This is a genomic window from Pseudomonas sp. 10S5 (genome assembly GCF_035019745.1).
In the GTDB taxonomy this organism is placed as follows: Bacteria; Pseudomonadota; Gammaproteobacteria; order Pseudomonadales; family Pseudomonadaceae; genus Aquipseudomonas.
Window position 1 is genome coordinate 21198 of sequence record NZ_JASJVL010000031.1, and the last position, 12149, is coordinate 33346.

General features: G+C 56.3%; 10 protein-coding genes and 1 tRNA gene. 7 read left to right on the forward strand and 4 right to left on the reverse strand.

Annotated elements, in window-relative coordinates; genetic code table 11:
• Window positions 1-123: 123 nt before the first annotated feature.
• The 5 genes from QN378_RS22760 to QN378_RS22780 all read left to right on the forward strand — a co-directional run bounded on the left by QN378_RS22760 (window position 124) and on the right by QN378_RS22780 (window position 5658).
• Complete coding sequence (locus QN378_RS22760) at window positions 124-1041, forward strand: AAA family ATPase (RefSeq protein WP_322202911.1); 918 nt, start codon at window positions 124-126, stop codon at window positions 1039-1041.
• Window positions 1041-1994: a DUF58 domain-containing protein gene (locus QN378_RS22765; RefSeq protein ID WP_407074527.1), complete on the forward strand. Its 954-nt coding sequence runs from the start codon at window positions 1041-1043 to the stop codon at window positions 1992-1994. Before QN378_RS22760 ends, QN378_RS22765 begins: the two co-directional genes overlap by 1 nt.
• Window positions 1991-3985, forward strand: a complete 1995-nt coding sequence (locus QN378_RS22770) for a DUF3488 and transglutaminase-like domain-containing protein (protein WP_323550886.1) — start codon at window positions 1991-1993, stop codon at window positions 3983-3985. The genes QN378_RS22765 and QN378_RS22770 overlap by 4 nt, the downstream gene beginning before the upstream one ends.
• On the forward strand, window positions 3986-4753 hold the full coding sequence (locus QN378_RS22775; RefSeq protein WP_322202917.1) for a CHAD domain-containing protein: 768 nt from the start codon (window positions 3986-3988) through the stop codon (window positions 4751-4753). It abuts the gene before it with no gap.
• Window positions 4754-4860: 107 nt separating this feature from the next.
• The gene (locus QN378_RS22780; RefSeq protein WP_322202919.1) at window positions 4861-5658 is read left to right on the forward strand and encodes a thioesterase family protein; all 798 of its coding nucleotides are present in this window, start codon (window positions 4861-4863) and stop codon (window positions 5656-5658) included.
• Here the strand turns inward: QN378_RS22780 and QN378_RS22785 are convergent.
• The 4 genes from QN378_RS22785 to QN378_RS22800 all read right to left on the reverse strand — a co-directional run bounded on the left by QN378_RS22785 (window position 5627) and on the right by QN378_RS22800 (window position 10208).
• Complete coding sequence (locus tag QN378_RS22785) at window positions 5627-5833, reverse strand: hypothetical protein (protein WP_322202921.1); 207 nt, start codon at window positions 5831-5833, stop codon at window positions 5627-5629. The two genes, QN378_RS22780 and QN378_RS22785, sit on opposite strands and share 32 nt — an antisense overlap.
• Before the next feature lie 183 nt (window positions 5834-6016).
• Window positions 6017-7495, reverse strand: coding sequence for a methyl-accepting chemotaxis protein (locus QN378_RS22790; protein ID WP_323550885.1), 1479 nt, complete (start codon window positions 7493-7495; stop codon window positions 6017-6019).
• Between the two features lie 120 nt (window positions 7496-7615).
• Window positions 7616-9103 carry an MDR family MFS transporter gene (locus QN378_RS22795; protein ID WP_322206851.1) on the reverse strand — a complete coding sequence of 496 codons (1488 nt, stop codon included), beginning with the start codon at window positions 9101-9103 and terminating at the stop codon, window positions 7616-7618.
• A gap of 52 nt (window positions 9104-9155) precedes the next feature.
• Window positions 9156-10208, reverse strand: a complete 1053-nt coding sequence (locus QN378_RS22800; protein ID WP_322202925.1) for an HlyD family secretion protein — start codon at window positions 10206-10208, stop codon at window positions 9156-9158.
• A gap of 185 nt (window positions 10209-10393) precedes the next feature.
• On the opposite strand from QN378_RS22800, the gene gltX reads away from it, so the two are divergent.
• The gene (gene gltX / locus QN378_RS22805) at window positions 10394-11875 is read left to right on the forward strand and encodes a glutamate--tRNA ligase (RefSeq protein ID WP_322202927.1); all 1482 of its coding nucleotides are present in this window, start codon (window positions 10394-10396) and stop codon (window positions 11873-11875) included.
• Between the two features lie 197 nt (window positions 11876-12072).
• Window positions 12073-12148: transfer RNA gene (locus tag QN378_RS22810), tRNA-Ala, on the forward strand.
• Window position 12149: the final 1 nt, after the last annotated feature.

Below are 12149 nucleotides of genomic sequence, written 5' to 3' on the forward strand. Positions count from 1 at the left end.
GAGCGCAGTCAGCACTCGGTGGCTTTTGTATTGATGGGGCTGGTTAAAGTCGCCGCACTGACCTTACAGTGGCTACTTATCTGGCCTCTATTGCCGTTATTCAGTCGTCTGGGGAGGCTTTTCATGAGCAGTAAACTCGACGCATGCCTTCGCGCCATTAATGACGTGGTGTTGGGAAAAGACGTGCAAGTGCGTTTGGCCTTGACGTGCCTGTTGGCGGGCGGGCATTTGCTGATCGAAGACTTGCCCGGCATGGGCAAGACCACCCTCAGCCATACCTTGGCTAAGGTTTTGGGGCTCAGCTTTCAAAGGATTCAATTCACCTCGGATCTTTTGCCCGGTGACATCTTGGGCACATCGGTGTTTGATCGAGACACCGGGCAATTCACCTTTCACCCTGGGCCGATCTTTGCCGAGCTTGTGCTTGCCGATGAGATAAACCGGGCGACGCCGAAAAGCCAAAGTGCGTTGCTTGAAGCCATGGAGGAGGGCCAAGTCACCATTGAGGGCGCCACGCGTGCACTGCCTGATCCATTTTTTGTGATTGCGACGCAAAACCCATTCAGTCAAGGCGGTACGTTTGCGTTACCCGAATCACAGCTGGACCGATTTCTAATGCGTTTGTCTCTAGGCTATCCAGCCAAAGCGGCGGAAAAGGCACTGTTGCAAGGCGAGCCCCGAAGAGATCTACTGCCGCGTGTGCAAGCCGTTCTCAACCATGCAGAATTAGCGGCATTGCGAACTTTGATCCAGCGCGTACGTGCCAGTGATGCACTGGTCGATTATGTTTTGCGGCTGGTAGATGCCACGCGTAGCCAGTCGCAGTTTGCCTGGGGACTGTCACCGCGGGCGAGCCTGGCGATCCTTGCCGCTGCCCGGGCCTGGGCATTCTTGGCGGATCGCGATTACGTGATCCCGGAAGACGTGCAAGCGGTCCTGCCTTCAGTCGTCAGCCACCGACTACGCGAACGGTCTGATCCTGTCGGACATGGCAGCGGGGTGTTAGTGCAATGGCTATTGCGCGAGGTTAGCGTGTTGTGATGGACCCGCTCAAACCGTTCTGGCAGCGCTGGCTGGCGCGGCGTATTCCGCCGGCGTCCCGCGTTGAATTGAATCACCGTCAAATTTTCATTATGCCCACCCGCATCGGTGCAACCTTCGCGTCGGTGCTAGTGCTCATGTTGTTGGTCGCGATTAACTACCAAAACAGTCTGGCGTACGGTTTGACCTTCCTGTTGATGTCGGTGGCGATCCTGACGATCCTGCACACCTTTCGCAATCTCAGTGGTTTAGTGCTCAGCGCGGGTTCCGTGCGCTCGGTTTTCGTCGGGGAGCCGCTGCTGTTGCGCCTGCGGCTGGAGAGCGCTAAACGGCCCCATCAAGCGATTGCGCTGGGCTGGGACGTGAAGCACCTGCAGGAGTTGGACGTGCCCAGCGCCGGGCTGACAGAAGTTAATATTGACTTGCCTGCGCTGGCCCGTGGTTGGCTACGGGCACCACGACTGCGGGTTGAGAGCGTTTTTCCCTTGAGTATCTTTCGAGCCTGGAGTTGGCTGGACTTGCAGCAATCGGTGCTGATCTACCCTCGACCAATAGTGGGCGCGATGCCGCTGTTGCAGGGCACGCAGCCCCATGCAGAAGATCAAGGGGCGGCGACCCCAGGTCCTGGCGTGGATGATTACCAAGGATTGAAACCCTATCAGTCGGGTGATTCTCGGCGCCGCTTGCACTGGAAGGCTTATTCCCGTGGGCAGGGCCTGCTTATCAAAGACTTTACCGATGTCAGCGGCCACGACTTGTGTTTGGATTTCATGGCGTTGGGTGGGGGCATCGAAGAGCGTTTGTCGCGGTTGTGCTATTGGGTACTTGAGCTGTCTCAGCGTCGGCAACCCTTCGCCTTGCGCCTGCCCGGTTACCTACGGGCATCGAGCAGTGGCAATGAGCACCGCGAGGCCTGCCTGCAAGCGCTGGCCCTATTCGGCGAGCAGCAATGAACTTGAGCCTGCCGATTCCCCGCGCCGGTCTGATTTGGCTTTTACTGGCGCAAGCGTTTGTTACGGTGCCTTTTCTGGCACATTTACCTTTTTGGATGATCGGCCTCTGGCTGGGCTGCACCGCTTGGCGGGTCCAAGTGCTGCGCATGCGCTCGGAATTTCCAGGCACGTTGCTCAAGACGGTGCTCTTCCTGGTAACTATCGCAGGGGTGTTTCTGTCCCGAGGCAGCTTGGTAGGGCTTGATGCCGGTGCGTCCCTGCTGCTGGGGGCTTTCATCTTGAAAACCCTGGAAATGCGCAACCGCCGCGACGCACTGGTATTGATCTTTCTTGGATTTTTCTGTGTCGCAGTGGGTTACCTCTTTGAGGACGGCTTGCTGTGGGGGTTTTACTCTTTATTGCCCGTGAGCATGCTGCTGGCGGGATTGGTAGGCATACAGCAGACGGCCTCAACACCTAAACTGTCTGTTGCATTGAAATTAGCCGCGAAACTGCTGCTGCAGGCTGTGCCCCTGATGCTGTTGTTGTTCGTGTTTTTTCCTCGATTGGAGCCGTTGTGGTCGCTGCCGCAGCCCAGCAATAGAGGTGTCACCGGACTGTCCGACAACATGGCACCGGGTGATATTGCTGAATTGAGCCGTTCACCTGCATTGGTGTTTCGCGCCAGTTTCGACGGGCAGATACCTGCGCACAACACGCTGTATTGGCGCGCATTAACCCTTGAACAGTTCGACGGTCGGCGTTGGTCTCAATCTGGCAAAGCGATGCGTATTGAACGACCCGACTGGCAAAAACGGGGTAATGAGCAGCGTTATAGCATCATCATGGAGCCCAGCGGTCGACCTTGGCTCCCGGCGCTGGATATAGCTGAAACCGCTTTAGCTGATGTGCGGCAGATGAATGACTTTCGTCTTCAGCGTCACCATCCGGTTGAGCAAACCCTTTTATACAGCGTTCACTCTTGGCCCGACGCCGTGCGCGAACCGCAGCTAAGCGAAGCGACGCAACGGCAAAACTTGCAACTGCCGGTCCATGGCAACCCCAAGGCGCGTGGGTGGGCGGCCGACCTTAATAGGCATTACCCACAGGTTGATGCGCTGGTCGGGGCCATGTTGGCGCACTTCAGCGACGAACCCTATCGCTACACACTCAAGCCCCCCGTGTTAGGCCCTGAATCCATTGACGACTTTCTCTTCAATAGCCGCAGCGGTTTCTGCGCCCACTATGCTGGCGCCATGACCTTCGTCTTGCGTGCGGCCGGGATCCCGGCCAGGGTCGTGGTGGGGTACCAAGGCGGTGAACTGAATCCGAAAGGGCACTACCTTAGCGTGCGTCAATTCGATGCTCACGCTTGGGTTGAATACTGGCGGCCTACGATCGGCTGGCAAAGCGTCGATCCCACTGCCGCCGTGGCTCCGCAGCGCATTGAACAGGGCTTGGAGCAAGCGTTGTCGCCAGACGAAGCGTTTCTTGCCGACTCGCCATTATTTGCCCTGCGATACCAAAACTTGCCCTGGCTCAATTCATTTCGCATGAGCTGGGATAACCTCAACTATGGTTGGCAGCGGTGGGTTCTCGGTTACCAAGGGCAGCAACAGGTGCAGGTGTTCAGCCGCTGGTTTGCCGGGTTTGAGGGGGCTGTGTTTTTTGGCGTAGGGGCGTTGCTCATTGGGCTGTTCTCGCTGTGGTTGTTCAAACCGTGGCAGCGAGAAAATGACCCGCAGCTGCGTGTGTTTAAGTCGTTTGAGCGGCTGCTATCGCGTCACGGCTTACAGCGTAGTGAGGCCGAGGGCGCCCAGGCATTTTCACAGCGAGCTGCGATTCGGTTTCCGGCCCATGCTGATTTGATTCTGGCATTTGCTACCGAATTTGAAGCACTGCGCTACGCTGACCAACGCCGTTCGCTGGCAGTGTTAAGGCGCCATTTGAGACGGCTTCGGCGAGGTCTGCCGTGGAGGTTTTCGACTATTAAGGTATTCGAGGAGGAATAAATGTCTGAATTGGTTGATCGTCTTGTCGGGCAACTGCTGAGTTTGGATGTGAAATTAATGGCCTGCCAGGCGCGGCTGTCCGCTGAAACGGACAGCGAAGCACTGCATGACTTGCGTATTACCGTCAGGCGACTGCGCAGCTTGCTACGACCGCTAAACGGCTTGCCCGGCGTCGAGCAGCTGGAAACGGCAGCCAAAGCAGTGGGTCAACTGACCACCCCATTGCGTGATCGCGAAGTGTTGGCCGCCTACTTGCAACAAAGGGGCATGGCCGAAGCGGCTCGTCAGCGCAATCACTCCTTAAGCGCGGCGTATAGGGGTGTTGCAACTTCAGCGCAGCTGAGACAGCTGTTCAGCGTGCTGGATGCCTTTCCACGTTTCCTTCGGGCCTCGCAGCATCAAGGCCTGTTGCACAATTTGAAAAAACGCATTGAAACGCGCCTGAGCAAGCAGTGGAAGAAACTTCACATAACGATGGAAGATCCCGCCCACGATCGTCATCGTTTGCGCCTGTTGATTAAGCGCGTACGTTACGCCGCCGAGGCTTATCCGGAGCTGGAAAAAACCAGCCAAGCTGCGCAAAAGCGGCTTAAAGATGCGCAAACGGCGCTAGGCGACTGGCATGATCATTTGCAATGGCTCACTCAAGCTAAAGAGCACACGGATCTGCTGCGCTGCGTGCCCGGCTGGGAAAAAGACATCAAGACTGCTGAAATGAATGCGGACCGGGCATTGGAACGTTTGAATAAGACGTGTTTCAAAAAATAAACCTTGTTCAGACGTCAGTTTGGCGTAAATGAACTCTGTGCATCGACCTCGTGCTGGTTAAGATTCCGGCAATGCTTTATCGCCGATTTACCAAACATGAGGTTTGCATGAGTTTTTCCGACCTGGTTAACGCTGTACGTGACAACCCTCTTTGTGTCGTTATCCCCGCTGAGTGGGCCCAAGGCCGAGCCTGTTTCGGTGGCCTCATGGCTGCGTTGCAGTTTGAAGCCATGCGCGCCAAGGTGCCAGCAGACCGGCCGGTTCGCTCGCTGGCCCTGACCTTTGTCGGTCCCGCCGCGCCGGGTGTCCCTATCAGTTTCGAGGTGGAGGTATTACGCGAGGGAAAAGCCGTCAGTCAGGTGCTGGGCCGGGCGATGCAGGGCGGTCAGGTCATGACCATTATTCAGGGCAGCTTCGGCGCGCCCAGGGTATCGGCGATTTCGGTTCAGGCCGATCCGGCGCCGACGCTGAAGCCAGTGGATGAATGTCAGGAGTTACCGTTTATCCCCGGCATCACCCCTGAATACCTGCGCTTCATGAGCATGCGTTGGGGTTTGGGGGGATTGCCGTTCAGCAATACGCCTTCAAGGGAAATCGGCGGCTACGTGCGTTTGCGTGGAGACGTCAAAAATGAGCGCCTGACCGAAGCCCACGTGCTGGCGTTGGTCGATACGTGGCCTCCAGCGCTGCTGCCACATTTGAGCAAGCCAGCGCCTGGAAGCTCGCTGACCTGGACCATTGAGTTCGTGCAACCGTTGCCGGAGTTGAATACCCATGACTGGTGCATGTACCGCGCAGTGATCGAACATGCCCGCGACGGTTACGGTCACACCGCCGCCGCGCTCTGGACCCCAAGCGGTGAATTGGTGGCGATCAGTCGTCAGACGGTAACGGTGTTTGGCTGAACGTCTTCGCTGCGACAAATGCAATGACACCAATGGCGATTGATGGAAAGCTCGACTCAAGCATTCCATCCACCAGCAGCAACCCGGCAACAATTGAGAGGATTAAGGCAAGGGCCGATGACGCGTTGTCGGCGTAAGCGCTGCAGTGTCCAAAAGTCTTTAGCAATCTGTTCATGGTGCGGGCCTCTTAAAGCATTACTTCAATGCTTTAACAATAGGCCCGGGCGTGAAGGGGCGGCGAATCGATGTTGGCTATCGAGTTGATAGCGCTGGCGGATACATCAGCACGAGTGATGCTCAGCCCTGCGTGGGAACGAATTCACTTGCGAAGAAGGCCATGCAGATAAACCGCCAGTGATCACAACTTAAGCTGACCAATGGCACGACTTAGTTCACCGGCCAAGGTCGCCAGTTCACCGCTGGTGGTCGCTGATTCTACGGTTTGCTGCACGGTCTGTTCGGTGACGTCCCGGATACTGACCACGGCGCGGTTCATTTCTTCCGCGACTTGGCTTTGTTCTTGGGCGGCTTCGGCGATCAGGGTATTGCTTTCGCGCATTTGGGCCACTGCATCAGTAATCGCTGCCAGCGCTTCGCCGGCTTCTTTGGCGTGCTGCACGCAATCATCGGCCTTGAACGAGCTTTCCTGCATGAAATCCACTGCGTCTCGAGTTCCGGCTTGTAATGCCGCGACCATTTTAGTGATTTCGTCGGTGGAGCTTTGCACGCGTTTTGCCAAGTTGCGCACTTCGTCAGCTACCACGGCGAACCCGCGACCCATTTCACCGGCACGTGCCGCTTCAATGGCTGCGTTGAGCGCCAGCAGATTAGTCTGCTCGGCGATGCTGTGGATGACGTTAACCACCCCATTGATCTTTTGACTGTCTTCGGCCAATTGCCGGATCATTTCAGCCGTTTGTTGGACGCCGCTAGAGAGCCCTGCAATTGAAACCTGCACCCGCTGAACCACCTCCTTTCCAGAGCCCGCCAAGGAATCGGCCGTTTGGGATTGATCGCGGGTTGCCCCGGCGTGCTGGGCGATGTGGTAGACGGTAGAAGTCATTTCGTTGATAGCGGTGGCGACTTGGTCCGTTTCACTTTGTTGGCCTAGCATGCCGTGGCGCACTTCACTCATGCCCTGCGCCAGCTTGACCGCGCCTTCATCGAGGCGGGCAGCGGTTTTGGCAACGATGTTGACCACCCTCTGATAACCGGCCTGCATGGCATTGAACGCCTTGGCCATTTGCCCGACTTCATCGTCGCCCACCAGTGGCACACGAGCAGATAAGTCGCCGGTTTTTTCGACGTGAAGCATGACGTCCTTAAGCGTGTCGAGTTGGCTCAGCAAAAAGCGGATCAACAATTGTGACGCGGCCAACATCACAATGGTCAGGATGCATACGGCGACGGCGTATTGCGCTAGGCGTTCGGCCAGAACCTGTATAAGGCTTGGGGCGAAGGCCAGTACAGCAACGCGTCGCCCATCAGGTCGGGCGATCACCTCGGCACCGATGAGGGTCTCGTCGCCTTGCTCCTGTGCGCTCAATCCCACCCAACCGCTGGCGTTAGCCAATTCAGTAAGCGACTGTCCATTGAGGCTGGGTGCTTGACCTTGGGCATAACTCAACAGGTTGCTCAGGGCGGGCAGGGGCTGAGTGCCCGGCCAACTGCCGAGCAAGCGCGCTTGTGCTTGCGCTGAGTCCTGCGCCGCATTGACTCGGGCGTGTTGCTCAAGCTGCAAGGCGTACAGTACAAGCGTCAAGGTGGTGAAAAAGGCGACCGCGTTGACGGCCCAGAATTTGTATTTCAGGGAAATATTGCTAAGCCAGGCGCCCATGAGAGGTCTTCTTTTGAGTAGCGAAACAGATAAAGGCAAGGTGCCATTATTGTGCCGTCAATGTTCTGAACGCCACTTGATATGGATCAAGGCAAACTGATTTTTTTGCCTTTGGCTCTGTCAATGCGCCGCGCCGCCTTTGACCCCGACCGGCAACGCCTTAGTCAACAATACCGCAACCATACTGACGGCCAACGCGATGCCGACAAAATGAAACGCGTCGTTATAAGCCATGATCGTCGCCTGCTGGTGAGCGATTTCACTAAGTTTGCCCAACGCAGCAGTTTCGTTGCCCAGCTTGTCGGTCAACAACGCAATGCGCTCGGCAACTTGGGGGTTGCTCGGCACAATGGCTTCGCGCAAATAATCAAAATATACCTTGGTTCGGGAATCGAGCAGGGTCGAAAGCAAGGCAATGCCGATCGCGCCACCGAGGTTGCGTAGGATGTTGAACAGGCTGGAGGCGGACCCCGCATCTTTCGGTTGGATGTACACGGTGGCAATCAGCGAAATGGTGACCATGATCATTGGTTGACCCAAGGCACGAATCAGTTGCACTTGATTGAATTGCGGACCTGAGAAGTCCAGGTTCAGCACCCCAGAAGCGAAGCTAGCGAAGCCGAACAACCCGAATCCCGCCGCGCAGAGCAGTTTGGGCGGCATGACTTTCATTAGTTGCGGCACCAACGGGATCAAAAATAGCTGCGGAATCCCCATCCACATGATCACTTCGCCGATCTGCTGGGAGTTGTAGCCCTGGATCTGCGCGAGATACAGGGGCAGCAAATAAATCGAACCGTACAAGCCCACGCCCATGCCGACGCTGGAGATGCTCGACAGGCCAAAATTGCGTTCGCCCAGTATCCTCAAATTGATCAGCGGCGCCGCTTTGGACAATTGCACGATGATAAAGGTAAGCAGGCTAATCAGCGCAATGCTGCCCAGTCCCACGATTAGGTTCGATTCGAGCCAGTCTTCGCGGTGGCCTTCTTCAAGAAACACCTGCAAGCACCCCAGCCCCACGGCTAGCGTGGCAATGCCTAAGTAGTCGGTACTCTTTAACAGCTCCCAATGCGATGCTTTCTTTTCCAAACCGTAGAGCAGGCCGGCAATCATAAGCAGGCCGGGCGGAATGTTGATGTAGAAGATGTATTCCCATCCGTAGTTTTCCGTCAGCCAACCGCCCAGCGTCGGCCCGATTGACGGGGCGAAAGTTGCCGTCATCGCAAACAGCGCCATGCCTTTGGCACGATGGTGAACAGGCAGTTTGATCAGGGTCATGGTGAACGCCAGCGGAATCAACGCGCCGCCGGTGAAACCTTGAAGTGCGCGGAACACGATCATGCTGTTCAGGCTCCAAGCCATTGAGCAGAGCATCGACGCGATCAAGAAACCACACGACACCCACACCGCCAAGCGTCGTGCCGAGAGCAATTGCACCAGCCAAGCGGTGAGTGGAATCATGATGATCTCTGCCACCAGATACGAAGTGGAGATCCACGAGCCTTCTTCCAGAGTGGCCGATAGTGCGCCTTGAATGTCCTTGAGCGAAGAGTTGGTGATCTGGATGTCCAGCACCGCCATAAAAGCGCCGAGCATGACACTCATGACCGCTATCCAGTCTCGACGGCTCGGTTCGCCGACGGGACTGATCAGTTGATCACCGGCCACTGTCGGCGCCGTCGGTTTTAACTTTGACTTTAACCGTCACCGACATCCCGGGGCGGATTTTGCCATTCAGGGGATTGTCGGTGGCGAAGGTCAGCTTCACCGGAATGCGCTGTACGACTTTGGTGAAGTTGCCGGTGGCGTTATCGGGCGGCAGCAGGCTGAATTGCGCGCCGGAGGCGGCGAACAGGCTTTCGACTTTGCCTTGGATAGGCGTGTCCGGATACGCGTCAAACTTCAGTTCGGCGGGTTGACCGGGCTGCATGTGCCCGATCTGGGTTTCCTTGAAGTTGGCCTGCACCCAAATGTCGGTGTCCGGGACGATCGACAACAAATAAGCGCCGACCTGCACGTATTGTCCATTGCGCGCGCCACGTTGACCGATCATGCCGCTGAGGGGCGCGTGTATTTCACTGCGTTGCAGGTTGAGCTCGGCCTGGGCCAAGTCGGTTTTGGCGTTGGAAATTTGCGCGTCCAAGCGTTTGGTTTCCGCTCCCAAAGCGACCACTTGCTGACGCTGGCCTTGCACGTCGGCCTGGGCTTTAGTGACTTGGGAGCGAGCGATATGGCTGTCGGCGGAAAGCGTAGTCACCCGCTCTTCCGAAATATAACCGGGCTTGCGCAGGGTTTCGGCTCGGTTCAAATCAATTTGCGTGCGGCCAAAGGTCGCTTGGCTGGCGGCAACTTGAGCTTCAGCCGACGCGATCAGGCTACCTTGTTGGGTGAGTTTGCTCTGCGCTTGAATACGCTCGGCTTGGTGAGTGGCGAGCATGGCTTGCGCGCGGTCTACCGCCATGTGGAAGTCGGCGGCATCCAATCGGATCAATAACTGCCCTTTCTCGACGTGTTGGTTGTCTTGAACCAAGACCTCTTCAACCCTGGCGCCCAGTTGGCTGGAGATACGGGTTATTTCACCCTGAACATAGGCGTTATCAGTGGTTTCATAGAAGCGGCCTTTGAAGTACCACTGGGCAAAGAACCCGAGGGCAATTAGCAGGACAATCGTGAAAAACACGAGTAGGCGGCGTTTAAGTTGGGTGGGCATGGGCGTCTGAATTATTTGAAATGTAAGCGAATTTATCAGTGTTTATTTCGGGCTTACAGCCATGCGCTCAAATAATGGCTCACGTTGATGTTCAGGTATTCATTTAGTCCGTTATGCCCTGCGCTGGAGCCATGGGTGTACGCCTGTTAACATTCGCCGCTTGTTCGACCTATTCGAGATTTTCAATGACCACCGTCCGCACCCGAATCGCGCCATCGCCCACCGGCGACCCCCACGTTGGCACTGCCTACATTGCATTGTTCAACTATTGCTTTGCCAAGCAACATGGCGGCGAGTTCATCCTGCGTATTGAAGACACCGATCAACTGCGTTCGACCCGTGAGTCGGAACAGCAGATTTTCGATGCGCTGCGCTGGTTGGGCATCGAGTGGAGCGAAGGCCCGGACGTGGGCGGTCCGCATGGCCCGTATCGGCAGAGTGAGCGCGGCGAGATCTATCAGCAGTACGCCAAACAGCTGGTAGAGCTGGGTTACGCGTTCCCGTGTTTCTGCACCGCTGAAGAGCTGGATCAGATGCGCGCCGAGCAAATGGCCAAAGGCGAAACCCCGCGTTACGACGGTCGCGCACTGTTGCTTTCAAAAGAAGAAGTGCAGCGTCGTCTGGAGGCTGGCGAACCCCACGTCATTCGCATGAAAGTGCCGAGCGAAGGCATCTGCGTGGTGCCAGATATGTTGCGCGGCGATGTTGAGATTCCGTGGGATCGCATGGACATGCAAGTGCTGATGAAGACTGACGGCCTGCCGACGTACTTCCTGGCCAACGTGGTCGATGATCACTTGATGGGTATTACCCACGTGCTGCGCGGCGAAGAATGGCTGCCATCTGCACCGAAATTGATTCTGCTTTATGAATACTTCGGCTGGGAACAACCGCAACTGTGCTACATGCCGCTGCTGCGTAACCCAGACAAGAGCAAATTGTCCAAGCGCAAGAACCCGACCTCGGTGACGTTCTACGAGCGCATGGGGTTCATGCCCGAAGCGATGCTCAACTACCTGGGCCGTATGGGCTGGTCGATGCCGGACGAACGCGAGAAGTTCTCACTGCAGGAAATGGTCGATAACTTCGACCTTTCGCGTGTGTCGCTGGGCGGGCCGATTTTCGACATTGAGAAACTGTCTTGGCTTAACGGCCAATGGCTACGCGAGTTGCCAGTGGCAGAATTCGCCAGTCGCTTGCAGGCGTGGGCGCTTAACCCCGAGTACATGATGAAAATCGCGCCCCACGTTCAAGGGCGCGTTGAAACCTTCAGCCAGGTTGCGCCGTTAGCCAGTTTCTTCTTCGCGGGTGGTGTAGAACCGGACGCCAAGCTGTTTGAACACAAAAAATTGTCGCCCGATCAAGTGCGCCAGTTAATGCAATTGATCCTGTGGAAACTGGAAATCTTGCGCCAGTGGAACAAAGACGCGATCACCGCGAGCATTCAATCAGTGGTCGAACATCTAGAGCTGAAATTGCGCGATGCCATGCCGCTGATGTTTGCGTCGATTACGGGGCAGGCAAACTCGGTTTCAGTGACCGATGCTATGGAAATACTGGGTCCGGATCTGACGCGCTTTCGACTCAGACAGGCCATTGATTTGCTCGGCGGAGTTTCGAAGAAAGAAAATAAAGAGTGGGAAAAACTACTGGCAGTCATTGCTTAGCGACTCCTTTGGCGCCGACGGGGGACCGCGGATCATTGTGGCTGACTTGAGGATGGCGCACTGTGGCGAGCGTCCCTTGTGATTCCTGGGGGCAAAGTGGTAAGTGATTGTTATGCCGACGAAAACCATTAGAAATTGTTGAAAATAAATTTGACAGGGTGGTTGCTCGCGCTTAACATGCGCCCCGTCCACAACGTGGGGCTATAGCTCAGCTGGGAGAGCGCTTGCATGGCATGCAAGAGGTCAACGGTTCGATCCCGTTTAGCTCCACCAA